Genomic DNA, 25,682 nt, shown 5'->3' on the forward strand with positions numbered 1-25,682 from the left:
CCCACGTGAACCAGACCTACGCGGTGGCCGCCGTCACCGTCGTGGTGCTCGCCACTGTGCTCATAGGCGCCCTCGGCCTGCGTATATCGCGCACCACCTCCGACTTCTACGTGGCATCCCGCACGGTCAAGCCCGGCCTCAACGCCGCCGCGATCAGCGGTGAGTACCTGTCCGCCGCCTCCTTCCTGGGCATCGCCGGACTGGTGCTGCTCCAAGGTCCCGACCTGCTCTGGTACCCGGTCGGCTACACCGCCGGCCACCTCGTCCTGCTGGTGCTGGTCGCCGCCCCGTTGCGCCGCTCCGGGGCGTACACCCTCTCCGACTTCGCCGAGGCACGGCTGGAATCCGTGCCGGTGCGCAGGCTGGCGAGTCTGTTCGTGGTCGGCATCGGCTGGCTGTATCTGCTGCCGCAGCTGCAGGGCGCCGGTCTGACCCTGGAGATCCTCACCGGCGCACCGAACTGGCTCGGCTCTCTCGTCGTCGCCCTGGTCGTCACCGGCGCCGTCGCGGCGGGCGGCATGCGCAGCATCACCTTCGTCCAGGCATTCCAGTACTGGCTCAAGCTCACCGCCCTGTTGGTGCCCGCGCTCTTCCTCGTGGCGGCCTGGGCCGGCGACGACGCGCCGCGCGCCCGCTTCGACGCCCCCGCGGTCTTCCGCGAGCACACCGTCGTCCGTATCGGCGACACCGTCCGTGTGGAGATCGACGAGCCGCTGACGCTGACCGTCACGGGCAAGGTCGACGGGACCCGCCACCACGAGCACCGGCTCACCCTCGACAAGGGCATGCACCGTATCGACGCCGGCACCTCGCTCGCCTTCCCGCGGGGCGCCCGGGTGCCCGAGCGGGCCGCGTCGGGCACGAACACCTTCACCTGGTCCCAGCCGCTGTCCGACGGCCGGGACGGCTATCAGCTCTATGCGACGTACGGACTGATCCTCGCCACCTTCCTCGGCACGATGGGGCTGCCGCATGTGGCCGTCCGCTTCTACACCAGCCCCAACGGGCGCGCCGCACGCCGCACCACACTTGTCGTTCTGGGGCTGATCGGCACCTTCTATCTGCTGCCGCCCGTCTACGGCGCACTCGGCCGGATCTACGCACCCGACCTCGCGCTCACCGGGGCCACCGACGCCGCCGTCCTGGTGCTGCCCGAGCGGATCGTCGGCGGGCTCGCGGGCGAGCTGCTCGGGGCCCTGCTGGCCGGTGGCGCCTTCGCCGCCTTCCTGTCCACGGCGTCCGGACTGACCATGTCCGTGGCGGGGGTCCTCACCCAGGACGTGCTGCCCTCGCGCGGCGTTCGGCACTTCCGTCTGGCGACCCTGCTCGCCGTGGCCGTCCCGTTCGCGCTGAGCATTGTGGCGACCAAGGTGCCGGTGGCCGACGCGGTGGGACTCGCGTTCGCCGTCTCGGCGTCGTCGTTCTGCCCGCTGCTGGTCCTCGGCATCTGGTGGCGCGGACTCACCCCGCCCGGCGCGGCGGCGGGTCTGGTGGTGGGCGGCGGGGCGGCGCTGACCGCCGTGATGGCCACCCGCGCGGGGCTCGCTCCCGAGGGCTGGCCGCACACGCTGATGGCCTGGCCCGCCCTGTGGTCGGTACCGCTCGGCTTTCTGACCATGGTGGCCGTGTCCCTGGCCACCCCCCGGCACATACCTCCGGGCGCGGCAGCCATCCTCGCCCGGCTGCATCTGCCGGAAGACCTCGTCGGCAGGCCCCAGCAGGAAGGAGTACCGCGATGACCGGGACGGGAGTGGCCGCGCTCGCCGCGGCGGGGGCGGTACTGCTCGCGATCGGCATCGCCATCGGGCTCGTGGCCGGCCGCGTCACGGCGCGCCGTGACGCCGGAGGCGACCTCGGCACGCCCGTCGAACGGGCGACGTTCCACACCCTGCACACCGCCTCCCTCGCCGCGCCCCCGCTGCGGGCAGGGCTCACCGAGGACACGGCTCGCAAGGCCGCCCGGCGGCTGCGCTCGCTGCTGGGCACCGAGGCGCTCTGCCTCACCGACCGGGAATCCGTGCTCGCCTGGGACGGCCCGGGTGCCGACCATCACCGGCAGCAGGTGATGGTGCGTGTCGCCGAAATGCTGGAATCCGGGCGCAGCCAGAGCGTGCACTGCGAGTGCGCGGACCTCGAGTGCCCGCTGCGCTGGGTGGTCATCGCCCCGCTCACCGGCGAGGAAGGGGTGCTCGGCGCCCTCGTCGCCTACGGCTCCCGGGAGTCGGCCGTGCTGGTGCGGGCGGCGACCGAGGTGGCCCGGTGGGTCTCCGTACAGCTCGAGCTCGCCGAGCTCGACCGTTCCCGCACCCGGCTGATCGAGGCCGAGATCCGTGCGCTGCGCGCTCAGATCTCCCCGCACTTCATCTTCAACTCGCTCGCCGCCATCGCCTCGTTCGTCCGCACCGATCCCGAGCGTGCCCGTGAACTGCTTCTGGAATTCGCCGACTTCACGCGCTACTCGTTCCGGAGGCACGGCGAGTTCACGCATCTCGCCGACGAGCTGCGCTCCATCGAGCAGTATCTGGCCCTTGCGGGGGCCCGCTTCGGCGACCGGCTGAAGGTGACACTCCAGGTCGCGCCGGAAGTGCTGCCGGTGACCCTGCCGTTCCTGTGTCTGCAGCCGCTCGTGGAGAACGCGGTCAAGCACGGTCTCGAGGACTCCAGGAACGTCTGCCGCGTCACGATCATGGCGCAGGACGCGGGCGCGGAGGCGGTGGTGACCATCGAGGACGACGGCGTGGGCATGGACCCGGACGTACTGCGGGGAATCCTGGCGGGGGAGCGGACCCGGTCGTCGGGCATCGGCCTGTGCAATGTCGACGAACGGCTGCGCCAGGTCTACGGGGACGAGCACGGCCTGGTCATCGAGACGGCCGTCGGCGCCGGCATGAAGATCACGGTCCGGATACCCAAGTACCGCGCGGGGGTGCACTCGTCGGCGGTCCCGCGTTCGGGCCCCTGACACACGGGGCCCTTGACACACGGGGCCCCTGACACCCCACGGCTCAGTACAGGTGAACGGCCAGGTGGCCGAGCGGCAGCCCCAGCTGCCAGGCCGGCGTCCACACCTGCACGCCCTCGTCCACGCCCCGCTCCAGCGGCTGGTGCGCGGCCTGCCAGGGTTCGACGTCCCCGAGGTCGGCGGCGAGCAGTTCGGTCCCGCACAGCCACCGCCAGGCATCCGTGGCCAGAGCCTGATCCGGATCTGCCCCGCCGTCCGGGCAGCTTCCGCGCAGGGCCTCGCCGTGCGCGGCTCTCGCGGCCAGGCGCTCCTGCACCCACTCCTTCCAGGGGTGGCCGTAGGAGGTGAGCGCCAGCCACTCCTCTATCCGGGCGGCCGTGCCCTCGGCGGAGAACTCGTCCGCGCTGTCGCACAGATGGATGGTGAGCGCGAGCGTGTGCCGCCCCGCCCGGAACTCCAGAGAGCCGCTCTCCACCAGAGCGCTGGTGCGCAGCATCTCGTCGGCGATGTACTCGGCGCACAGCCACGCCATGGGCACGGCCAGCCCGCCACCGCTGGTGCCATTCGTACTCTCGGGCTGCACCCGCACTCACCCTCTCCCGTACGACTTCGTCCGCTTCGTCCGCGCCCCGACCACGAGCCTCCACCGTCTGACACGGCTGGGGACCCTACTTTTCTCAACTTGAACGTGACGTTTCGCATATGGCCACGTCTGCGACGTGGCCCGAGGGGGAGGGTTCGTCGGGCGGGGCGTCAGTGGCGGACGGGACGGCGCGCCCTGCTGTAGCCGGGCAGTCCGCGGGCGAGTGCCCGCAGAGCGTAGTGCGATCGCGATTTGACGGTTCCCGGCGGTATCCCGAGCGCTCGGGCGGCTTCGTTCACGCTCAGTCCGTGGAAGTAGATCTGCACCAGCACGGCGCGGTGCTCGGGGCTGAGCGACCCGACGGCGGCGCGGACATCGAGGGCGGCGACGGCGCTCTCGGTGATGTCGGCGGGATCGGCGGTGGCGGCGAGGACGCCGTCGCCGATCTCCGTGGGGCGGGCCATGCGCGAGCGGCGGGCGTCGATCGCGAGCCTGCGGCCGACCGTGAAGAGCCACGGCCGCATCGACTCGTACGGAGCGTCGAACGCCTCGGGGTGCTGCCATGCCTTGACGAACGTCTCCTGGAGCAGGTCCTCGGCGCGCTGCTGATCGCCGTAGGTCAGCCCCTGCAGAAAGCTCAGCAAAGCGGGGCCGTGCTCACGCTGCAGCTCCGCCATGGCCCGCTCGTCGGTCGTCGCGGTCGCCGTCGCCATTGCCAACACCCTTTCGCGCAGAGGTCGCTGCCACGTGGCGTATACGAACGCATCCGGGCGCCCAGGGACAGGCGGCGTACAGCGGTCGTCGGCGAACGGTCGCACCGAGCGACGAATGGTGCGGTGAACGGTCGACCGGCCTGATCGGGGCCCTGCCGAGCGCCCGCCCGGCCGCCTACGGCACGACGGTCACCGGCCAGTGGCCCGCCTTCACCAGCCGCACGGCGACCGAACCGACGATCCGGTGCCCGGCCGACTCCGAGGCCCCCACCACCACGGCGTCCGCCTTGAGCTCGTCGGCCGCGGTGACCAGTCCGCCGTACGGGTCACCGCGGAAGGTGTGGAACTCCCAGCGGACGTCCCAGATGCCCCTGACCCTCTCCGCGGCCGTGCGGATCTCCGTCACCAGGCCCTCGGCGATCTCCCCGGTGGTGTCCGCCACCGGCGCCCCCAGCGCAGCGCCCGCCGAGATCATCGGCTGCACGTACACGATGGCGAGCAGCGCGTTCTGCCGCCGGGCCAGGCCACTCGCGTACGCCGCGGCCCGCAGCGAGGAGTCGGATCCGTCCACGCCCACGAGGACGACCTTGGGGCCGTCCGTTCCGCGTTCGAACCGGTGAGGCGGGTGCTCGGTCACACGATCGAGGCTATCGGCTCCGACAGGCGGGCCGCCGAGGGGCTCCCTAGAGTGCCAATCATGAGTGTCACCGTGGCGGAGCAGCCCACTCCCGCCCGCGGCAGCCTGGCGGCCAAGGTGCCCGGCGCGTTCGCGATGTTCTTCGGTCTGCTCGGGACCCTCTGCGTCCTGCTCGCCCTCATCCCGCCTCTGCGCAGGCTGCTGCGGCCCGTCGTGCTGTTCCTGGACCGCGTCGCCGTCCCGGTCAGCGCCAACCTCGCCTACGCCGTCTTCCTGCTGCTGCTCGCCGCCGCCGTCGGAGCCCGCAAGAGGGCGGCATGGTGGCTCGTCGTCACCTATCTGGCGCTGCTGGTGCTCTCCGACGTCCTGCTGCTCGTGGCCGAACCGGACTGGATCTGGGTCCTCAATCTCGTGGTGTGCCTGCTCGCCCTGGCGGTGCTGGTCGTGGCCCGCGGCCAGTTCTACGCCCGCAGCCGACGCGGCGCCCTGCGCCGCGCCCTGGCCGTCCTGGTCCTGGGCCTGGCCGCCGGCGTACTGGTGGGCTGGGGCCTGGTCGAGCTGTTCCCCGGCGGGCTCCCGCAGGGGCAGCGCCTGCTCTGGGCCGCCAACCGCGTCTTCGGCGGGCTGGTCTCCGGTGACCAGTTCGACGGCCGGCCGCCCCGCGGCCTGTTCTTCCTGCTCGGCCTGTTCGGCGCCCTCGCCCTCCTCGCCGCGGCCTACACCCTGCTGCGCTCCCAGCGCCTGGAAGCCGCCCTGCACGGCGACGAGGAGCCCCGCATCCGCGCCCTGCTCGGCGCCTACGGTGCCCAGGACTCGCTCGGCTACTTCGCCACCCGGCGTGACAAGGCCGTCGTCTTCTCGCCCAGCGGGAAGGCCGCCGTCACCTACCGCGTCGAGGCCGGAGTCGCTCTGGCCAGCGGCGACCCGGTCGGCGAACGCGAAGCATGGACGCCCGCCATCGAGGCCTGGCTGGACGTCGCCCGGCGCTACGCCTGGGCCCCGGCGGTCATGGGCGCGTCCGAGGAAGGGGCCAGGGCCTTCGCACGCTCCGGCCTCGGGGCGATCCAGCTCGGTGACGAGGCGATCGTGAACGTCGCCCGCTTCGACCTGAACGGGCGGGACATGCGGGTGACCCGGCAGGCCGTGAACCGGGTGAAGCGGACCGGCGCCCACACCCGTATCCGCCGCCACCGCGCCCTCACCGACGAGGAGATGCGGCGCATCGTCGCAAAGGCCGACGCCTGGCGGGACACCGAGGCAGAACGCGGCTTCTCCATGGCCCTGGACCGGCTCGGCGACCCGGCCGACGGCGACTGCCTGCTCGTCGAGGCCTTCGACGGCGACGGCGAGCTGATCGCGCTGCTGTCGTTCGTGCCCTGGGGCGAGGACGGGATCTCCCTCGACCTGATGCGCCGCGACCCCAGAGCGCCCAACGGCATCATGGAGTTCATGGTCGCCGAGCTGTGCGCGCACGTCGGCAGAACCGGCGTCCGCCGTATCTCGCTCAACTTCGCGGTCTTCAGGTCGGTGTTCGAACAAGGGGCCCGGATCGGGGCCGGCCCCGTGCTGCGGCTGTGGCGCAGGCTGTTGCTGTTCCTCTCCAAGTGGTGGCAGCTCGAGGCCCTTTACCGGTCCAACGTCAAGTACCAGCCCGACTGGTACCCGCGCTTCCTCTGTTACGCGGACGCGGGCTCGCTGGCCCACGTCGGTCTCGCCTCCGGGATCGCCGAAGGCTTCGTGTCCGTACCGAGCCTGCGCACCATGTGGGGGAACGGGCGACACACCGGGCGGCCCCGGGGCGTTGTCGCACCCGTCACGACCGAGGGGCTGCCGGCCATCGACTCCCTCGGCCTTGCCGCGCCGCCCTCGGCCGCCGAGACGCGGGAGCAGCGGCTTCCCGAGCAGGTACGCGTCCGCCACACCAAGATGGAGCGGCTGCGCGCCGGCGGCGTCGACCCGTACCCCGTCGCCATCGCCCGGCGCACCCGTACCCTCGCCGAGATCCGCGCCGCGCACCCCGTCGCCGCCCCTGGCACCCGCAACGGCGAACGGGAGACGGTCGCCGGACGAGTGATGGTCGTACGCGACCTCGGCGGCGTCGTGTTCGCCGTCCTGCGCGACTGGTCCGGCGACCTCCAGCTCGCCCTCACCCGCGACGGCTGTGGCCCGGGCGTGCTGGACGGCTTCACCTCCACCGTCGACTTCGGCGATCACATCACCGCCACCGGCGAGGTCGGCGTCAGCGACCGGGGAGAACTCTCCCTCTTCGTCACCGACTGGCAGCTGACCGGCAAATGCCTGCGCCCGCTGCCCGACAAGCGGCACGGACTCGCCGACCCCGAGGCCCGGGTGCGCCGGCGCTATCTGGATCTTGTCGCGAGCCCCGACGCCCGCGATGTCGTACGTCGGCGGTCCACCGCGGTCCAGGCGCTGCGCCAGGGACTGCTGGACCGCGGCTACCTCGAGGTCGAGACCCCGATGCTCCAGCAGATCCACGGCGGTGCCAACGCCCGGCCCTTCACCACCCACATCAACGCCTACGACCTCGACCTGTATCTGCGCATCGCCCCCGAGCTGTACCTCAAACGGCTGTGCGTGGGCGGCCTGGAGAAGGTGTTCGAGATGGGCCGCACCTTCCGCAACGAAGGCGTCTCCTACAAGCACAACCCCGAGTTCACGATGCTCGAGGCCTATCAGGCCTTCGCCGACTACGACGAGATGCTCGCGCTGACCCGCGAACTGATCCAGGGCGCCGCGACCGCCGCCTTCGGTTCCCCGGTCGCCCACAAGGCCGGCCCGGACGGCACGCTCGTCGCCCATGACATCTCGGGCCTCTGGCCGGTGAAGACCGTGTACGGGGCGATCTCCGAGGCGCTCGGGGAGGAGGTGGACGCCGACACCGACGAGCAGACGCTGCGCACCCTGTGCGACCGGGCGGGCGTCCCGCACATCCCCGACGACACCCGCGGCGACGTGGTCCTGGAGATGTACGAGCGACTGGTCGAGGAACGCACGAAACTGCCCACCTTCTACAAGGACTTCCCGACCGATGTCTCCCCGCTCACCCGCCAGCACCGCCGCGATCCGCGGCTGGCCGAACGCTGGGACCTGGTCGCCTTCGGTACGGAGCTGGGCACCGCCTACTCGGAGTTGACCGATCCGGTGGAGCAGCGGCGCCGGCTCACCGCGCAGTCGCTGCTCGCGGCAGGCGGCGACCCGGAAGCCATGGAGATCGACGAGGACTTCCTCGCCGCGCTGGAGTACGCCATGCCGCCGACCGGCGGCCTGGGTATCGGCGTCGACCGGCTCGTCATGTTTCTCACCGGACTGACCATCCGCGAGACGCTGCCCTTCCCCCTGGTCCGCCGTACCTGACGTACCCCCCTGCCACGCCGCACTGCTTCCATCGGGTGGTTTCCTCCGCACGCCCGGTGTGGAGGAGCGGCCTGCGGCGCCTGCCGTGCAAGCAGTTGGTCATGAAAAAGGATCAGCTGAATTTCGACCGTCGCTCGGTCCTCCGTATCGTGGCATGCCTGGGGGTCGCCGGCGCCGCCGGACTCTTCGCCTCCGAGCGGCTGCGGACCCCGGGACCGACGCCGGCCACCACGCCGCCCGCCCGCCCACCGGCAGGTGGTCCGCCACCCGGTGGGCGGCCGGGCCCGACCCGGCCGCTCAACGCCTCCGGCTACCGGCTCCAGCCCATGACGGGATACGCCACGCCGGTCCTGCGCCGGACAACTCCGCCGGTGCGCACACGACCCTTTCTCGAGGTGTCGGACATCGGCCGGGCCATGGTGCTCACCTTCGACGACGGACCCGACCCGCGCTACACGCCCGACATCGTGCGCACGCTGCGCAAGTACGACGTGCGGGCGATGTTCTTCGTGTGTGGCGAGATGGTCCCCGCCAACCGCGACCTGCTGCGCGAGATGGCCGACGACGGGCATGTGATCGGCAATCACACCTGGTCGCACCCGCTGATCCCCGCCCTGGCGCCGTCCAGGATCCGCGATGAGCTGGGCCGTACCAGCGAGGTGGTCGAAAAGGTGCTGGGCGAGGCGCCGCTGTGGTACCGCGCCCCCTACGGCGCCTGGAACAGGCACTCGTTCGAGATCGGCGCCGAGCTCGGCATGGAGCCGCTCGCCTGGACCGTGGACACACTCGACTGGACGGAGCCCGGCACCGAAGTGATCGTGCGGCGGGTACGGGAGGGCGCAGGACCCGGGGTCGTGGTGCTGTCGCACGACGCGGGCGGCGAGCGGTCACAGAGTGTCGCGGCGCTGCGCAGCTATCTGCCGGAACTGCTGAACGGCGGATACCGCATCACCGTCCCGCACCGCTGAGCGGAACGGGACGGAACGGTGATGCGGGGGCCGGACGCCGAGCGGCGGTGGCGCGGGGAGGCGGTGATCAGCGCGAGGCCGCGATGGTCTTCACCATCCGTGCGAACACGACGACGTTGCCGTCGTAACCGCTCGCCTGCGAGTAGCCGCCGCCGCAGGTGATCACCCGCAGTTCCGGCTGGCCCGTGTCGCTGTACACCCGCACGCCCGGGAAGTCGTGCTTGGAGAAGACCTCGATGCCGTAGATCTCGAAGACCGCGACGCGTCCGTCGACCCGGGGCACTTCGATCTGCTGTCCCTGCTGGAGCGAGCCGAGCCCGTAGAAGACGGCGGGGCCGGCCTGGTTGTCGACGTGCCCCACGATCACGGCGGTGCCACGCTGGCCGGGGGAGATCCCGTTCTGGTACCAGCCCGCGAGGTTGGTGTTCTCCGGGGGCGGGGCCTCCACCCAGCCGTCCTGATCCAGGCCCACGTCCACGATCGGGGCGTCCACCTTGAGCGACGGGATCCTCACCCGTGCCGGTGGGGCGTACGACATCGGCTCGAGTGGTACGGGCAGGAACGTCTCCCCCTGGGAGCGGCCGTTCTGCGCCGCGGCATGCGCAGGCTGGGGCGGCCCCAGGCCTACGTCCACTCCGTTCTTCATCAGAGCGATCCCGCTGAGCATGACGAGAGCCAGTACGCCCCAGGGCGAGCGCTTCCTCGACTCCGAGCCGCCTGCTTTCTGGCCCATGGTTCTCCCTTCCTACGCCTATGGGCACGCTAAGCGCGTGCTGGGAGGGCTGCGAGGAGGGAAGGGCGAACGGGTGGCGGGGACCGAACGTGATGACCCATCCGAGTAATGAGCAGATAAAACTTCTGACGGTCTGTGACCTGCGGCTCCGTCAGACCGGTCGGCGTGTCGGCTCACCGGGGCGGACCAATACCGAAATGCGACGAATCAACCCCCCAGTGAGGGTTCGTCATGGAAGGCGTACTCGTCGAATATCCCGGAGCCCGGCTTTGGGGCGTCTTCCGTAGGAGGTTCAACGATGCGTGCTGCACGCGCTCTAGCGTTGTCCGCGACCGCATTCGCGGCCGTCGGGCTCTGCGCTCCACTGGCCGCCGCAGGCGGCGGGCCGAACAACTCCGGTCCAAGAAACGTCCAGGTCAGTCCTCGCAATGTCTTCCAGGGAGGCCTCCTGACCATCAGGGTCGACGGCTGCGACCGCGGTGGCGTGGTCAGGTCGAACGCCTTCCCGGACGCACAGCTGTCCAGGGACAGGGACAGGGACAGGGACAGGGACAGGGACTTCGACAGGGACAGGGACCTCGATCGTCGCTTGGACTTCGACGACCGCTTGGACCCGGACGGTTTCGGTCTCGGGGACTTTGACGACCGCTTGGGCTTCGACGACCGTCTCGACGGTCGCGGCGGGGACTTCGACGACCGCTTGGGCGGCCGCTCGGACGGCCGTGCCGTGGCCGTCGCGAGGGTGAGGAACAACGCGATTCCCGGGCGCTACAACCTGTCCGTGCGTTGCGTCGGCAGCCAGAACGCGGCGCGAGCCCAGTTCAGGGTGCTCTCCGGCCGGGGTGCGGCAGGTGGTCTGGGTGGGTCGATCGGCCCCTCCTCGACCGAGATGGCGGTCGGCGCCGGCCTGGTCGCGACCGCGGCCGTCGGTGGCAGCCTGTTCATCGCCCGCCGTCGCCGGTTCGGCGGACAGGCCTGACCGGCCGAACCTCCCGCACGTCGCCCCGAGTCCCGGCCAGGACTCGGGGCGACGTGCGGTTCAGTGCTGACGGCTCGCATTACGCCTGCGGACGGCGATGACGGTCCCGGCGGCCGCGGCGAGGACGAGGGCGGAGCCCGCGGTGATCTCGCCGGCGTTCAGACGGTCGATGCTGCCGCCCAGGCCGCCGCGGACGCCCAGGGCCGGCGCCCCGGTCGAGCTGACGGTCGGACGGGCCGTTCCGCCGGCGATGGTGAGGTCGATGGTCCCGATGCGGCCGATGCAGTTGAACTGCACCGAGTACACGGCGCCGGGCCTCGCGTCGGCATCGACGGTCGCCGTGGTGGACCCGTTCTGGGGGATGGTGACGGTGTCGAAGACACCAGAGGTCACGGTGGTCGTGCTGGGGCAGCCACCCGCGGTCAGGGCGACGCGTCCGCCCGGCGCGACGGTCGAGGGGGTGACGCGGAAGTCGTACGGAGTGGTGTTGATGTCAGTGGCAGCGATGGCTGTGGGAGCGGTCAGTCCGAATGCGGCCACTCCCAGCAGAGCGGCGGATGCGGCACGTATCGCGCGCATGGTCAGTCCTCCGGGTCTCCGAGGAGCAGTTGCGGAACGGTTCCACAAGGGGCGTTAAGTGCACCTCGATCACCGAAACGCTAAAAGCGGGATGAATCGACCGCGATCGGTATCGGGCATTCGGGGCACAGGCGTCCCCCAGGTGGCGGTAGCGAGGGCGTGTCGCCGTGTCAGTTCCGGCCGGGGATGAGATGGGGGGCCGCGTCGGCGATCCGGCGGCGCATGGGCCGCCGCCGCAGGGCCTCGAGCGCTTCGCCGATCAGCTCGCTCAGCGGGAAGGACAGCTCGGCCTCGAAGGCGGTGGCGGCCGCCGTGGTCGCCTCCCATTCGGCGTCCAGCGCGGGGAGCAGGGACTCGGCCTTCGGCGTCAGGGATGTGATGCGCTGCCGGCCGTCCCGGCCGGGGCCGACGACGGTCAGGCCGTCCTTGACCAGGTGGGCCACCGTCTGGCTGGCGGCCGAGTGCGTCACGCCGACGGCGGCGGCCAGGTCCTGGATGGAGCTGGGTCCGCGGCGGGCCAGCGTGCGCAGCACCGGCGTGTAGCGCGGGCGCACTTCGGCCAGGCCGAGATCGCTGTAGACCGCGGCGACATCGGCCTCCAGAAGGCCGAGCAGCAGGCGCAGCCGGGTGCCGAGCAGTTCCGGGCCGGGGGCGGGGGAGTCCATGGGGTTAATATAACAGCGCTGTTATATCTCCCGGGAGGGGCGTCGCGCCATGGCAGAGCTGCATCCGCCGATCGAGCCGTACGAGCAGGGGATGCTCGATGTCGGCGACGGCCACCTCATGCACTGGGAGGTGTGCGGCAACCCCGACGGCAAGCCCGCTCTCGTCGTCCACGGCGGTCCGGGCTCGGGCTGCACTCCCGGTATGCGCCGCTACTTCGACCCGGAGCTCTACCGCGTCGTCCTGTTCGACCAGCGCGGCTGCGGACGAAGCACACCGCACGCCAGTGACCCGGCCGCCGACCTACGGCACAACACCACCGGCCATCTGATCGCCGACATGGAACGCCTGCGCGAACACCTCGGTATCGAGCGCTGGCTGCTGCACGGCGGCTCGTGGGGTTCGACCCTGATCCTCGCCTACGCCGAGCGGCACCCCGCGCGGGTGTCACAGATCGTGATCAACGGAGTCACCATGACCCGCCGGTCGGAGATCGACTGGCTCTACCGCGGGGTGGCGCGCTTCTTCCCCGAACAGTGGGACAGCTTCCGGGCCGGCGCTCGCGAGGCGGAGGGGGACGGCGACCTCGTGGCCGCGTACGCCCGCCTGATGGAACACCCCGATGCGGTGGTGCGGGAGAAGGCGGCGGCCGACTGGTGCCGCTGGGAGGACGCCGTACTGTCGCTGGAGCCGCACGGTTCGCCCGCCCCCTACAGCGACCGGCCTTCCGCGGCTCGGCTCGCCCTTGTGCGGATAGCCTCCCGCTATTTCGCCCATGGCGCCTGGCTCGAGGAGGGCGCGCTGCTGCGCGACGCGGGACGGCTGAACGGAATTGAGGGCGTGCTCTTCCATGGCCGGCTCGACCTCAGCGGTCCGCTCGGCACCGCCTGGGAACTGACGCGCGTCTGGACGGATGCGGAACTGGTGGTCCTGGACGACGCGGGACACAAGGGCAGCGTGTCGATGCAGGTACGGGTCGCCGGAGCGCTCGATCGCTTTGCGCGCTGTGACTGATGGGCCCGATGATGCAGTTGAGATCCAGCCATTCCCTCGCGGGGCGAATTCCCCTGGAGACAGCCGGAATTCAACCCTTCGTTCCCGCACGGGGGGAACGCCGGGAAAGATTTTTTCCAGAACGTTGAACACAGGCCGACCGTCCGTCCGTACCTAGGGCCATGAACGGCGCACCCGAGCGCCGGAACGGGTTCGATGGACTTAACGGGAGTGGACATGAACACCTGGCGTAACGCCTCCCTCGCGGTGACTGCGGCGGCCGTACTCGCGCTGACGACGGCGTGCGGTCAGGAGAAGGGAACCGAGACCCCCAACGGGCAGGCGGTCGGCGCGGCCAACCCCGCGGATGCCGGCTACGGCTCCGACGGATACGGGTCGGCCGGCGCCGGCGCCGGAGCCGCGGCGGCGGCCGCCAAGCCCGCCGGCCAGCTCGCGGTCTGGGAGAGCAAAGACCTCGGCAAGGTCGTCACCGACAGCGCGGGCTTCACGCTCTACCGCTTCGACAAGGACACGGCCAAGCCGCCGAAGTCGAACTGCGAGGGCGACTGCGCGAAGGCATGGCCCGTCGTGGCGGCCGGCGGCGCGTCCGCGGCACCCGGCACCGACGCCGATCTGATCGGCGAGGTCACCAGGGCGGACGGCTCCAAGCAACTCACCATCGACGGATGGCCGATGTACCGCTACGCCAAGGACACCAAGCCCGGTGACGTCAAGGGCCAGGGCGTCGGCGGCACCTGGTACGCGGCGTCTCCCGACGGCAAGAAGGCCGCTCCGGGCGCCGGTGGTGGCGAGGGAGCCGAGGGCGAGGGAGGCGAGCCGGCCGACCTCGCGGGCCTGTCCGTCAAGAAGGACCCCAAGCTCGGCGAGATCGTCGTCGACAAGAACGGTATGACCGTCTACCGCTTCACGAAGGACTCGGCCTGGCCGATGAAGACGGCCTGCACCGGCGCGTGCCTCGACAAGTGGCCGGTCGTCGAGCCCGTGGACAAGAACGACACCGAGGGAATCCTCAAGAAGGGCTTCGTCACCTTCGACCGGCCCGACGGAATCAAGCAGCAGACCATCGACTGCTGGCCGATCTACACCTTCGCGGGCGACAAGAAGCCGGGTGACACCAACGGCCAGGGCGTCGGCGGCACTTGGTTCGCCGTCTCGCCCGAGGGCAAGCCGGTCGGAGCGCCCAAGTAGTCCCCACGCTGCGCCTCCGGCAGGGCCGGCCCGCCTCACGCTCCCCGCGTGACGGCGGGCCGGTTGCATGTGCCGCTCGCGTGTGACCAAGAACGGACCGCTAATTTCCGTTTGGGCTCGCCCTCTTGGCGGGCGATCAGTAGCCTCGGCTCGAACGCTGGCCATGGACATGGCCGAACTCCCCGTGGCGACTTGTTGGAGACTTCGATGGAGCGTCCCGCCTGGGCCCCGCAGGGCATCGACATATCGGTGCCGAGCGTGTCCCGCATTTACGACTACTACCTGGGCGGCTCGCACAACTTCGAGGTCGACCGTGAAGCGGCGCGCAGGGCAATGGAGTTCATGCCGGGCCTCCCCAAGATCATGCAGGCGAACCGTGCGTTCATGCGCCGAGCCGTGCATTACGCGGTGGGCGAAGGCATCACGCAGTTCCTCGACATCGGCTCCGGCATCCCGACCTTCGGCAACGTCCATGAAGTCGCCCGCAAAGCGACCCCCGACGCACGCGTCGTCTATGTCGACCACGATCCGGTGGCCGTCGCCCACAGCCGGGCCGTACTCGAAGGCGACGAGCAGTCCGCGATCGTCGCCGCCGATCTGCGCAAGCCCCGCCAGATCCTCGACAGCCCCGAAGTCGGCGGCCTGCTCGACCTGGAGCGCCCCGTGGCGCTGCTGCTCGTCGCCGTCCTGCACTTCATCGAGGACGAGGACGACCCGCAGGCGGCCGTGGCCGAACTGCGGGACGAGCTGGCCCCCGGCAGCCTGATCGTCCTGACACACGCCTCCTACGAAGGCGTGCCCGTGTCGCAGGACGAGGCGGGCGGTGCCGTCGATGTCTACCGCGCCATCCGCAACCCCCTGATCATGCGCTCGCGCGACGAGATAGCCGGGTTCTTCCAGGGATACGGGATGGTCGAGCCCGGACTGGTCTCCATGCCGCACTGGCGGCCCGAGATGCCCCCCGAGCAGGAGGATCCGTATGCCTTCTCGGGCTTCGCCGGGGTGGGGCACAAGGCGTGAAGACTGCGTCGAAGCCGACGGGTGCCGCAGGGGACCCGGACGGCCCGGAGGACAGGCTGCGGCGGTTCGCGACGATCTGGAGCCGGGCCATCTTCCCCGCGACGGCCACATCGCTGACCCGACCGGAGCTGGAACAGCATCTGCTGCCGCTCGCCCGGCAGTTGGCCAAGGCGCTGCACGAACGGCCGTTCAGCCCCCAGGCCGCGCAGCAGGTGGGCGAAGCGCTCGTCGGCGCCCACTGCACGGACCCCGACGTCCTCAGCCGCACCCTCGGCGTCATCGACTCCTATCTCGTCCTGTACTGCGGGGCGGGTGACGGCGAGCAGCAGACCGCCGAGGACAGCAGAGCCCGCTGCGCACGGCTGCAGCACACGCTGGCGGCCGGCTTCGCCCAGGCCCTGCGCGAGCGCACCCTCGCCGAGCAGGAGGCCATCGCGCGCTCCTCCCTTCTGGCGCGCAGCGATGCCCTTGAGGCCATGCACGCCACGGAGGTCCGCTTCCGCGCAGTGTTCGACAAAGCGGCGATCGGCATAGCGATCGCCGACCTCGAGGGCAACGTCCTGGAGGTCAACGACACCCTCACCCAGATGTTCGGCGGACTCGAGCACCATGTGCGCAGCCGCAAGGTCACCGAGTGGGCGCACCCCGAGGACCGGCCCCAGATGTGGGAGCTGTACCGGGACCTGGTGTGCGGCGAACGCGACCACTACCGGATAGAAAAGCCTTTCTACCGTAACGACGGCACCGTGCTGTGGACCAACCTGACGGTCTCCCTGCTGCGCGACGCCGAAGGCCGGCCCCAGTACCAGCTGGCGCTGATGGAGGACACCACGGAGCGCCGGCTGCTCAATCTGCGGCTGCGCTACGAGGCCACCCATGACGCGCTGACCGGGCTGCCCAACCGCACCCTGTTCTTCGAACGGCTGGAGAAGGCCGTCACCGCGCGCGACGGCGCACGCTTCGGGCTGTGCTATCTCGACCTCGACGGCTTCAAAGCCATCAACGACAGCCTCGGCCATGCCACCGGTGACCGGCTGCTGGTGGAGGTCGCGGACCGGTTGCAGAGCTGCGCCACCGCACCCAGCGAGATGGTGGCCAGGCTCGGCGGCGACGAGTTCGTGGCACTGACCACCGGCCCCGACACCCAGCGCGCCGTCGACGATCTGGCCGGGCGAATCCTCGGTGTGCTCGCCGCCCCCGTCAACGTCGACGGCCGGGAGTTCACGGTGCGCGGCAGCATCGGCATCGTAGAGGGGCCGGCGGGTGAGCGCACCAGCGCCGAGGTCCTGCGCAGCGCCGACATCACCATGTACCGGGCCAAGTCGGCGGGCGGCAATCGTTTCGAGCTCGCCGACCCCGAGGCGGACGCCCGCGCCATCACCCGCCACGGGCTGACCAACGCCCTGCCCGCGGCGCTCGAGCGGGGCGAGTTCTTCATCGAGTACCAGCCGCTCGTGCACCTGGGCGACGGGAGTGTGCACGGTGCGGAAGCGCTGGTGCGGTGGTGCCATCCGCAGCACGGCGTACTGGGACCCGACCACTTCATCCCGCTCGCCGAACGCACCGGGCTGATCGTGCCGCTCGGCCGCTGGGTGCTCCAGGAGGCCGTACGGCAGGCCAGGTTCTGGAGCAGACGCCACTCCGACGGCGGTCCGCTGCGAATCAACGTCAATCTCTCGCCGACCCAGCTCCAGCACCCCGGGCTGGTCGCCGACACCGTCGATGTCCTCGAACGCTCCGGCCTCGAACCGGGCGCGCTGTGCCTCGAGGTCACCGAGTCGGCGCTGATCGGCGCGAACGAGGATCTGCTGAAGCCGCTGCGTCAACTCGCCGAGATGGGCGTCGACATCGCGCTCGACGACTTCGGCACCGGCTACTCCAACCTCGCCAATCTGCGCAGGCTGCCGGTGAGCGTGCTCAAGCTGGACCGTTCGTTCACCCAGGGGATGCAGCGCCAGCCGGCCGATCCCGTCGATCTGAAGATCGTGGAGGGCATCGTCTCGCTGGCACACAGCCTGGAGCTGGCCGTGACCGTGGAGGGCGTGGAGACCGGGGCGCAGGCGGAGCGGCTGCGGGAGCTGGGCTGCGACACCGCGCAGGGCTGGTACTACGCGAGACCCGGGGCGCCGGACCGGATCCACTCGCTGGCCCTGGTCGACGCGATTTAGGGAACGCAGCGAAGAAGTGCGCGCGCCCGGCAGGGCGAAGGCCACGCGGGACGCCTTGCACGGGGCCAGGAAGCATGGTCTGCGCGGTGTCCGATGGGCGCCGGTCCTCAGCCCCGCTGAGGACGTCCGGCGGCCCGCGAGTCGAGCAGCACCCGCTGCAACTCGCGGGCGGCCCGCGGCGGGGCCACATCGCTGCGGTGCGCGAGCGCGATCGTGCGGCGCAGCCCGGGGCGCGCGAGCCGGGTCACACGCAGGCCGCCGCCCGCCCGCTCGGCGACCATGCTCGGCACGACCGCGAGGCCGAGTCCGGCGCGCACGAAGCCGAGTACGGCGTCCATCTCGCCGCCCTCCACGGTGAAGGACGGATCGAAGCCCTCGGCGCGACAGGCGGCGACGGTCAGCTCGCGCAGGTCGTAGCCGTGCCGGAACATCACCAGCGGCTCGCCCTGCAGATCGGCGATCCGCACCGGGCGGCGGGGCGCTTTGGAGGTGGCCGACGAGACGACGACCAGGTCCTCCTGGAGCAGTTCGATCGTGGTGAGCGCGGGCGACGGGCTGGGCAGAGGCAGGACGACCAGAGCCAGATCGAGCGAGCCGCGCGCCAGTTCCCGTACCAGGTCGTGGGACCCGCTCTCCTCGATCAGCAGCTGGATGCCCGGGTGCAGATCGTGGAACGTCCGCAGCGCTTCCGGCAGCAGACCCGTGCACAGACTCGGGGTCGCCCCCAGCCTCACCCGTCCGCGGCGCAGCTGCGCCAGCTCCTGCACCTCATGGCGCGCCGTGTCGGCGTCGGCCAGGATGCGGCGCGCCAGCGGGAGCAGCGCCTCGCCCGCGTCGGTGAGGGCGACATTGCCCCGGGCCCGGCCGAACAGGTCCGCTCCCAGCTCCTTCTCCAGCCCCCGGATCTGCTGCGAGAGCGACGGTTGGGAGACATGGACGCGCTCGGCGGCGCGGGTGAAGTGACGTGTCTCGGCGACCGCCACGAAGTAGAGAAGCTGCTGCAGCTGCATACGTCCACGATAGGCATCGGCTATCGATATGAGCCAGATCATGTCTTGGACCTCTGGCCCTGCCCGGCCGTAGCGTCGACGGCATGGCTCTGGCACCGCGGACGGAACGAAAACCGTCCATGACGCGCACGTTCTGGGGATCGACCGTCGGCAAGAAGACGGTCATGGCCGTCAGCGGCCTGATCATGCTCGGCTATCTGGTCGCCCATATGTTCGGCAACCTCAAGATCTTCTTCGGCGCGGGCGAGTTCAACGCGTACGGCCACTGGCTGCGCACCATGGGCGGGCCCGTTCTGCACCACGGGTGGGCGCTCTGGCTGGTGAGGGTGGTGCTGCTCGCCGCCGTGACCGGCCATGCGGTCTGCGCGTACCAGCTCAGCCGCCGCGACATCCGAGCACGGCCCGGCGGCTATGTGCACAAGCGGCCCCACGCGAGCTATGCCACCCGCACCATGCGCTGGGGCGGGATCATCCTTGCGCTGTTCATCGTCTGGCATCTGCTGGATCTGACCACCGGCACGGTCCACGCGGGCGAATTCCAGGAGGGACGCCCCTACCAGAACGTGGTGGACACCTTCTCCACCTGGTACGGCAACGCCATCTACATCGTCGCGATGCTCGCCGTCGGACTCCACATCCGGCACGGCTTCTGGAGCGCCGCCCAGACCCTCGGCGTCGGCAACGCCGCCCGCGACCGCATCCTCAAGGGCGCCGCCAACGGGCTGGCGCTGCTGCTGACCGCGGGATTCATCTCCGTACCCGTCGCGGTCATGACCAAAGTAGTGAGCTGATATGCACTTCCTGGACTACGCGACCGGCGATCCGGTCGCCGACACCAAGGCGCCCCAAGGACCCATCGCCGAACGCTGGGACCGCCGCCGCTTCGAGGCCAAGCTGGTCAACCCGGCCAACCGGCGCAGGCACACCGTCATCGTCGTCGGCACGGGCCTGGCCGGCGGCGCGGCCGGTGCCACACTCGCCGAACAGGGCTACCACGTCGTCCAGTTCTGCTACCAGGACTCCCCGCGCCGGGCCCACTCCATCGCCGCCCAGGGCGGCATCAACGCGGCCAAGAACTACCGCAACGACGGCGACTCCATCCACCGCCTCTTCTACGACACCGTCAAGGGCGGCGACTTCCGTGCCCGTGAGTCGGGTGTCCACCGCCTGGCACAGATCTCGGTCGCGATCATCGACCAGTGCGTCGCGCAGGGAGTCCCCTTCGCCCGCGAGTACGGAGGACTGCTCGACACCCGCTCCTTCGGCGGCGTCCAGGTCTCCCGCACATTCTACGCCCGCGGCCAGACGGGCCAGCAACTGCTCCTCGGCGCCTACCAGGCGCTGTCCCGGCAGATCGCCGCCGGCAATGTCGAGATGCACGCGCGTACGGAGATGCTCGACCTGATCGTCGTCGACGGCCGGGCACGCGGCATCGTCGCGCGCGACCTGATCACCGGGAAGATCGACACCTACCTCGCCGACGCGGTGGTGCTGGCTTCCGGCGGCTACGGCAACGTCTTCTATCTGTCGACGAACGCCATGAACTCCAATGCCACGGCCGTGTGGCGCGCCCACCGGCGCGGTGCGTACTTCGCCAACCCCTGCTACACCCAGATCCATCCCACCTGCATCCCACGCACCGGCGAGCACCAGTCGAAGCTGACGCTGATGAGCGAGTCGCTGCGCAACGACGGCCGGATCTGGGTTCCCAAGGCGCGCGGTGACGTGCGCCCGCCGGGAGAGATCCCCGAGGAAGAGCGCGACTACTACCTCGAGCGGATCTACCCGTCCTTCGGCAACCTCGTCCCACGCGACATCGCCTCGCGCGCGGCGAAGAACGTGTGCGACGAGGGGCGCGGCGTCGGCCCGGGCGGCCAGGGCGTCTACCTCGACTTCGCCGACGCCATCACGCGGATGGGGCGGGCGAAGGTCGAGGAGAAGTACGGCAACCTCTTCGACATGTACGAGCGGATCACGGCGGAGAACCCGTACGAGGTCCCGATGCGGATCTACCCCGCCGTGCACTACACGATGGGGGGACTGTGGGTCGACTACGACCTGCAGACCACCGTTCCCGGTCTCTTCGCCATCGGCGAGGCCAACTTCTCCGACCACGGGGCCAACCGGCTCGGCGCGTCCGCGCTGATGCAGGGTCTCGCCGACGGCTACTTCGTACTGCCGTCCACGATCAACGACTACCTCGCCCGCAACCCCCTCGACCTCGCTGTGGGCCCCGACCACCCCGCGGTGGCCGAGGCGGTCGCCGAAACCGAGGACCGGCTGAGCCGGCTGCTGGCCGTCGACGGCGACCGGACCCCGGACTCCTTCCACCGCGAGATCGGTGAACTCATGTGGGAGTTCTGCGGGATGGCCCGCACCGACGAGGGTCTGCGCAAGGCGCTGGAGCGGATCCCCCGGATCCGCGAGGAGTTCTGGCGCCGTATCAAGGTGCCCGGCACCGACGAGGAGTTCAACCAGTCGCTGGAGAAGGCCAACCGCGTCGTCGACTACCTGGAGCTCGCCGAGCTGATGTGTCTCGACGCACTGCACCGCACCGAGTCCTGCGGCGGCCACTTCCGCGAGGAGTCGCAGACGCCGGACGGCGAAGCCGCCCGCAAGGACGAGGACTTCTCGTACGCGGCCGCCTGGGAGTTCACGGCGACCGGCACCGCGCCCGTCCTGCACAAGGAAGACCTCGTCTTCGAGTACGTCCACCCGACCCAGCGGAGCTACGCATGAAGCTCACCCTGCGCGTCTGGCGCCAGAAGAACGCCGACGCACCCGGTGCCATGGCCACCTACGAGGTGGAGGGGATCTCCTCCGACATGTCGTTCCTGGAGATGCTCGACGCACTCAACGAGGAACTCATCCTGCGGGGCGAGGACCCGGTCGCCTTCGACCACGACTGCCGCGAAGGGATCTGCGGCGCGTGCTCGCTGGTCATCAACGGCGACGCCCATGGGCCCGAGCGCACCACCACCTGCCAGCTCCATATGCGGTCCTTCCGGGACGGCGACACCATCGACATCGAGCCGTGGCGGGCCGCCGCCTTCCCGGTCGTCAAGGACCTGGTCGTCGACCGCTCGGCCTTCGACCGCATCATCCAGGCGGGCGGCTACGTCAGCGCGCCCACCGGCTCCGCACCCGAGGCCCACGCCACGCCGGTGCCCAAGCCCGACGCCGACTTCGCCTTCGAGCACGCCGAGTGCATCGGCTGCGGCGCCTGTGTCGCGGCCTGCCCCAACGGCTCGGCGATGCTGTTCACCTCGGCGAAGATCAACCACCTCAATGTGCTCCCCCAGGGCGCTCCCGAACGCGAGACCCGGGTGCTCGACATGGTCGCCACCATGGACGACGAGGGCTTCGGCGGCTGCACCCTCGCCGGAGAGTGTGCCACCGCCTGCCCCAAGGGCATTCCGCTGCCCTCGATCGCGGCCATGAACAAGGAGTGGCTGCGGGCTACAAGAAGGGTGCGCCGTCGATAGCTGACGTACCGTCAATACGGCTGTCGGGTGGCGGCATGGTCCGGTGCGCACCCCGCGGGGCAAGCCGTCCCGCCCCTTGTCGCGTCGTCCGAACCGGCTGGCGGTGGCGGCCGGGTGCCGGCCGGCCCGGCAGGTCGGACACAGGGCGACGAGGCCCCGGCGGGCAGCATGTCGGCTCCGTAGAGCGTCCGGCAGTCGGGGACGACCACTCTCGACGAGGGGCTGACCCGGCGGATTCCGGCGACGAATGCGTCCAGCTCCATCGCGGGATCACGTTGCGGCGGTGCGCTCAGCGGCTCCTCGAAGTCGTCCCAGCGCACTGGGCGACGGTGCCGGGTGCCCAGTGTGCTCAGCAGCCGCGGAAGGCCGGATCGGCGGCAGCAGCCCGACCTGCGCGCACCGGAGTGCACCCCACGCCACCGCGGCGGCATTGGGCGCGTTGCCCGCCGAGTGCGGGGTCCTCGGTGGCCTTCGACCAGGGCCCGGTGGTCCGCAGAGAGCCGAGGGTGGCCTTGCGGCCTGGCCGGTGGACCCTCGCTCAGCGGATCTGCGCCGTCCGGCCCCGCCGGTCCCGCACGCGGCGGCTGAGGAGTTCACGCGCGTCGCGGCGGACGTGCCGTCCCATGACCGGACGCCGGCTGTGCGCAGCACGGGTCGCGAGGACCGTATTCGCCCTGGTCCGTGGTGTTCGGCCGACGCGTGCCGGGCCGGGTCCGGCATATGTTTCGGACATGTTTCCTGTGTGAGGACGGGCACAACTGCGCACCTCTGACAGGAGATTCTTCACAAGAATGTCATGTCTGCCGCGGAATATTCGCTTCATGCGTCACGCGGACGGCGCCGGGAGCAAGATCAACTTGGTTCAACTCTGCACATCGTATGGGGACATGTCCGTATCGCGGCCAACCGGGCCCCGTCGACTTCGGCCCGCCGCGGGCCTCCCTGTAGGCATGGCAGCGGCGGCGTCGACCACACCGCCGACCGACCACAGCCACACCCTGGGGGGTTCTTCCATGTCCCGACTCACCCGCCGCCAGGCCCTGGGCGCCGTAGCCGGCGCCGCCGCAGGCCTCGCGGTCGCCGGCGCGGCGCCGGGCCTGCCGGCATCGGACGCGTCCGCCGCACCGCACACCGCGGACGCGTCCGCCGCGCCGGCTCCGCCCGCAGCCTTCGACGAGGTCTACAAGGGGCGCCGAATACAAGGCGGCCCGAAGCACGGGGGCGGTCATCACGACCACCACGGAGGTGGGTACACCGTGCGCGTCGACGGCAAGGAACTGCATGTGATGCGCAACGCCGACGGAACCTGGATCAGCGTCGTCAACCACTACGAGACGTTCGCCACGCCGCGTGCCGTGGCCCGTGCCGCCGTCGTGGAACTCCAGGGTGCCGCACTCGTACCCCTCGACCTCTCCTGATCCCGGAGCATCCAGCGCCATGACCGTACGCAAGAACCAGGCACAGCTGACCGCCACCGAGAAGCGCAGCTTCGTCGACGCACTCCTCGAACTCAAGCGCAGCGGCCGGTACGACTCCTTCGTCACCACCCACAACGCCTTCATCATGAGCGACACGGACAACGGGGACCGTGTCGGCCACCGGTCGCCGTCCTTCCTGCCCTGGCACCGCCGCTTCCTCATCCAGTTCGAGCAGGCCCTGCAGTCCGTCGACGCGTCGGTGGCGCTGCCGTACTGGGACTGGACCGCCGACCGAACCACCGCCTCCTCCCTGTGGGCGGCTGACTTCCTCGGCGGCACCGGCCGCGCCAGGGACGGCCAGGTGATGGACGGGCCGTTCGCCGGCGCCCGAGGCGTCTGGCCCATCAACGTCCGTGTGGACGGCCGCAGCTATCTGCGCCGCGACCTCGGATCCGGCGGCCGGCAGCTGCCCACCCGTGCCGAGGTCGACTCCGTCCTGGCCATGGCAACGTACGACGCGCCGCCGTGGAACAGCGCCTCCGACGGCTTCCGCAACCATCTCGAGGGCTGGCGCGGCGTCAATCTGCACAACCGGGTCCATGTCTGGGTCGGCGGCCAGATGGGCACCGGCGTCTCCCCGAACGACCCGGTGTTCTGGATGCACCACTGCTTCATAGACAAGCTGTGGACGCAGTGGCAGGCCCGCCACCCCGGCTCCACGTATCTGCCCGCGGCCGGCACCGCGAACGTCGTCGACCTGCGCGACACCATGCGCCCGTGGAACGACGTGACCCCCGCGGACATGCTGGACCACACCCCGCACTACACGTACGACACAGCCGCCTGACCCGGGCCTCCAACCGGGCGCGACACGGCGCGGTGCGGCTGCCCGCCGCCCGCGCCACCTCGGCCGGGGGACCGGTGGTGCGGTGGCCGGACCGGACCCGGTGGGGGCCGTCCGACGGTGCGCCGGGCCGTCGTGGACCACGGTCCACGGCGGCCGGTCCCCCGGCCGAGGCGGAGCCGGCCGTGACCGTCGCGATCACTCCATCGGCGGTCAGGGGTGTGCGGAACGGACGGTTCCCGACGCTCCTGAAGGTCGGTCCAGCGCCGTGCCGTGCGGCGCCAGCTGCGCGACGCCGGCCAGCCGCCGGAAGGAGTCCAGCAGCGCCTCGCGGTCGTAGGTGCTGGTCGTGACCATCACCTCGTCGGCAGCAGTGTCCTTGATCACCGCCGAGAGCGCGTCGGCCACCTGCTCCTCGGTCCCCGCGACATGCCCCTCCAGCCCGGCCTCGTAGAAGGCGCGCTCCCGGGCCGTCATGGGCATCGACCCGATCCGCTCCGGCGGCACGAGCGGTGGGAAGGCGCCGTGCGTACGGGAGTGCGCCAGCGACCAGGCCTCCGGTCGCAGCAGCCGGCGCGCATCCTGCTCGGTGCCGGCGACCACGACCGTTCCCGCGATGACGACATACGGCTCCTGGGCCCACAGCGAGGGACGGAACCGGCCCCGGTAGTCCTCGACGGCCCTCAGCATCGTGTCGCGGCTTCGCAGATCCCCGATGACCAGTGGCAGACCCGCACGGGCCGCGATCACTGCTCCCTCGCCGGTGGCCAGCAGATACGGCGGGACGCGCAGGCCCTCCGCGGGGCGGGCGTGCACCTGCGGATGGGCGCTCTGCTCCCCGGTGAACCAGCCGAGGAGCTCCTCCAGCCGGGCCGCGAAGTCGTCCGCGTCACTCCTGTCCCGGCCCAGCGCCCGCCGGATGCCGTCGGTGAAGCCCACCGAACGGCCGATCCCCATGTCGATACGGCCCGGGAACAGTGACTCGAGCACCCCGAACTGCTCGGCGACGACGAGAGGTTGGTGGTTGGGGAGCATCACCCCGCCCGAGCCGACCCGGATCGTCGATGTCGCCGCGGCCACGGCGGCCGCCAGCACGGTCGGTGCGGAGCCCGCGACACCCGGCACGCTGTGGTGCTCGGAGACCCAGAAGCGGTGGTAGCCGAGGGATTCGAGGTCCTGGGCGAGACGCACGGTGTCGCGCAGCGCCGCGGGCCCGTCGTGACCCTCGCGGATGCGGGAGCGGTCGAGTACGGACAGCCGGGTGGATGCGATCACTGAGCTCACACCCGGTTCAACGCATCCCCCTGGCCACGATTCCCGTGGCGTTCCCTAAGGTGGTCGAC

At 70.7% G+C, this 25,682-nt stretch carries 22 protein-coding genes; 14 read left to right on the forward strand and 8 right to left on the reverse strand.

Annotation, left to right across the window (positions count from 1 at the left end):
• The first annotated feature begins 5 nt into the window (after positions 1-5).
• Together ACFYWI_RS17255 and ACFYWI_RS17260 are read left to right on the forward strand one after the other, a co-directional pair.
• Entirely contained in the window at positions 6-1,739 is a 1,734-nt protein-coding gene (locus tag ACFYWI_RS17255; RefSeq protein WP_389232274.1) for a cation acetate symporter, read from the forward strand.
• A complete protein-coding gene (locus ACFYWI_RS17260; protein ID WP_389232278.1) occupies positions 1,736-2,962 on the forward strand; it encodes a sensor histidine kinase in 1,227 nt (408 codons plus the stop codon). Before ACFYWI_RS17255 ends, ACFYWI_RS17260 begins: the two co-directional genes overlap by 4 nt.
• 43 nt (positions 2,963-3,005) lie before the next feature.
• On the opposite strand, the gene ACFYWI_RS17265 is transcribed toward ACFYWI_RS17260, so the two are convergent.
• From ACFYWI_RS17265 to ACFYWI_RS17275, 3 genes are all read right to left on the reverse strand, one after another.
• Complete coding sequence (locus tag ACFYWI_RS17265) at positions 3,006-3,545, reverse strand: hypothetical protein (protein ID WP_389232281.1); 540 nt, start codon at positions 3,543-3,545, stop codon at positions 3,006-3,008.
• A gap of 170 nt (positions 3,546-3,715) precedes the next feature.
• On the reverse strand, positions 3,716-4,258 hold the full coding sequence (locus ACFYWI_RS17270; protein ID WP_389232284.1) for a sigma-70 family RNA polymerase sigma factor: 543 nt from the start codon (positions 4,256-4,258) through the stop codon (positions 3,716-3,718).
• A 175-nt stretch (positions 4,259-4,433) separates the two neighbouring features.
• Entirely contained in the window at positions 4,434-4,895 is a 462-nt protein-coding gene (locus ACFYWI_RS17275; protein WP_389232287.1) for a universal stress protein, read from the reverse strand.
• A gap of 60 nt (positions 4,896-4,955) precedes the next feature.
• On the opposite strand from ACFYWI_RS17275, the gene lysX reads away from it, so the two are divergent.
• Entirely contained in the window at positions 4,956-8,270 is a 3,315-nt protein-coding gene (gene lysX, locus ACFYWI_RS17280) for a bifunctional lysylphosphatidylglycerol synthetase/lysine--tRNA ligase LysX (protein ID WP_389232290.1), read from the forward strand.
• A gap of 101 nt (positions 8,271-8,371) precedes the next feature.
• Positions 8,372-9,238 (forward strand): polysaccharide deacetylase family protein, encoded by an 867-nt coding sequence (locus ACFYWI_RS17285; RefSeq protein ID WP_389232293.1) that lies wholly within the window; start codon positions 8,372-8,374, stop codon positions 9,236-9,238.
• A gap of 67 nt (positions 9,239-9,305) precedes the next feature.
• Here ACFYWI_RS17285 and ACFYWI_RS17290 read toward each other — a convergent pair whose 3' ends face one another.
• Positions 9,306-9,971: a class F sortase gene (locus tag ACFYWI_RS17290; RefSeq protein WP_389232296.1), complete on the reverse strand. Its 666-nt coding sequence runs from the start codon at positions 9,969-9,971 to the stop codon at positions 9,306-9,308.
• 298 nt (positions 9,972-10,269) lie between these two features.
• On the opposite strand from ACFYWI_RS17290, the gene ACFYWI_RS17295 reads away from it, so the two are divergent.
• Positions 10,270-10,950: a hypothetical protein gene (locus ACFYWI_RS17295; protein ID WP_389232299.1), complete on the forward strand. Its 681-nt coding sequence runs from the start codon at positions 10,270-10,272 to the stop codon at positions 10,948-10,950.
• Between the two features lie 60 nt (positions 10,951-11,010).
• Here ACFYWI_RS17295 and ACFYWI_RS17300 read toward each other — a convergent pair whose 3' ends face one another.
• Positions 11,011-11,529 carry a hypothetical protein gene (locus ACFYWI_RS17300; RefSeq protein ID WP_389232302.1) on the reverse strand — a complete coding sequence of 173 codons (519 nt, stop codon included), beginning with the start codon at positions 11,527-11,529 and terminating at the stop codon, positions 11,011-11,013.
• A gap of 170 nt (positions 11,530-11,699) precedes the next feature.
• Positions 11,700-12,194, reverse strand: coding sequence for a MarR family winged helix-turn-helix transcriptional regulator (locus ACFYWI_RS17305; RefSeq protein WP_389232305.1), 495 nt, complete (start codon positions 12,192-12,194; stop codon positions 11,700-11,702).
• 49 nt (positions 12,195-12,243) lie between these two features.
• Here ACFYWI_RS17305 and pip point away from each other — a divergent pair, with 49 nt between their 5' ends.
• The 4 genes from pip (at position 12,244) to ACFYWI_RS17325 (ending at position 17,582) form a co-directional block, all read left to right on the forward strand.
• Entirely contained in the window at positions 12,244-13,206 is a 963-nt protein-coding gene (pip, locus tag ACFYWI_RS17310) for a prolyl aminopeptidase (protein WP_389232308.1), read from the forward strand.
• Positions 13,207-13,422: 216 nt separating this feature from the next.
• A complete protein-coding gene (locus ACFYWI_RS17315) occupies positions 13,423-14,394 on the forward strand; it encodes an SCO0930 family lipoprotein (protein ID WP_389232311.1) in 972 nt (323 codons plus the stop codon).
• Positions 14,395-14,601: 207 nt separating this feature from the next.
• The gene (locus ACFYWI_RS17320) at positions 14,602-15,414 is read left to right on the forward strand and encodes an SAM-dependent methyltransferase (protein WP_389232314.1); all 813 of its coding nucleotides are present in this window, start codon (positions 14,602-14,604) and stop codon (positions 15,412-15,414) included.
• A complete protein-coding gene (locus ACFYWI_RS17325; protein ID WP_389232317.1) occupies positions 15,411-17,582 on the forward strand; it encodes a putative bifunctional diguanylate cyclase/phosphodiesterase in 2,172 nt (723 codons plus the stop codon). The genes ACFYWI_RS17320 and ACFYWI_RS17325 overlap by 4 nt, the downstream gene beginning before the upstream one ends.
• 107 nt (positions 17,583-17,689) lie before the next feature.
• Here the strand turns inward: ACFYWI_RS17325 and ACFYWI_RS17330 are convergent, their stop codons facing one another.
• The gene (locus tag ACFYWI_RS17330) at positions 17,690-18,592 is read right to left on the reverse strand and encodes a LysR family transcriptional regulator (RefSeq protein WP_389232320.1); all 903 of its coding nucleotides are present in this window, start codon (positions 18,590-18,592) and stop codon (positions 17,690-17,692) included.
• An 83-nt stretch (positions 18,593-18,675) separates the two neighbouring features.
• On the opposite strand from ACFYWI_RS17330, the gene ACFYWI_RS17335 reads away from it, so the two are divergent.
• The 5 genes from ACFYWI_RS17335 to ACFYWI_RS17355 all read left to right on the forward strand — a co-directional run bounded on the left by ACFYWI_RS17335 (position 18,676) and on the right by ACFYWI_RS17355 (position 24,342).
• Entirely contained in the window at positions 18,676-19,383 is a 708-nt protein-coding gene (locus ACFYWI_RS17335; protein WP_389232324.1) for a succinate dehydrogenase, read from the forward strand.
• A gap of 1 nt (position 19,384) precedes the next feature.
• Positions 19,385-21,331 carry a fumarate reductase/succinate dehydrogenase flavoprotein subunit gene (locus ACFYWI_RS17340; RefSeq protein ID WP_389232328.1) on the forward strand — a complete coding sequence of 649 codons (1,947 nt, stop codon included), beginning with the start codon at positions 19,385-19,387 and terminating at the stop codon, positions 21,329-21,331.
• Positions 21,328-22,077, forward strand: coding sequence for a succinate dehydrogenase/fumarate reductase iron-sulfur subunit (locus ACFYWI_RS17345; RefSeq protein WP_389232331.1), 750 nt, complete (start codon positions 21,328-21,330; stop codon positions 22,075-22,077). Before ACFYWI_RS17340 ends, ACFYWI_RS17345 begins: the two co-directional genes overlap by 4 nt.
• Positions 22,078-23,090: 1,013 nt before the next feature.
• A complete protein-coding gene (locus tag ACFYWI_RS17350; protein WP_389232334.1) occupies positions 23,091-23,495 on the forward strand; it encodes a tyrosinase cofactor in 405 nt (134 codons plus the stop codon).
• 19 nt (positions 23,496-23,514) lie between these two features.
• Positions 23,515-24,342: a tyrosinase family protein gene (locus ACFYWI_RS17355; RefSeq protein WP_389232337.1), complete on the forward strand. Its 828-nt coding sequence runs from the start codon at positions 23,515-23,517 to the stop codon at positions 24,340-24,342.
• 210 nt (positions 24,343-24,552) lie between these two features.
• Here ACFYWI_RS17355 and ACFYWI_RS17360 read toward each other — a convergent pair whose 3' ends face one another.
• A complete protein-coding gene (locus ACFYWI_RS17360) occupies positions 24,553-25,623 on the reverse strand; it encodes an LLM class flavin-dependent oxidoreductase (protein ID WP_389232340.1) in 1,071 nt (356 codons plus the stop codon).
• Positions 25,624-25,682 lie beyond the last annotated feature (59 nt).

This window comes from Streptomyces sp. NPDC002889 (genome assembly GCF_042888425.1).
GTDB lineage: Bacteria > Actinomycetota > Actinomycetes > Streptomycetales > Streptomycetaceae > Streptomyces.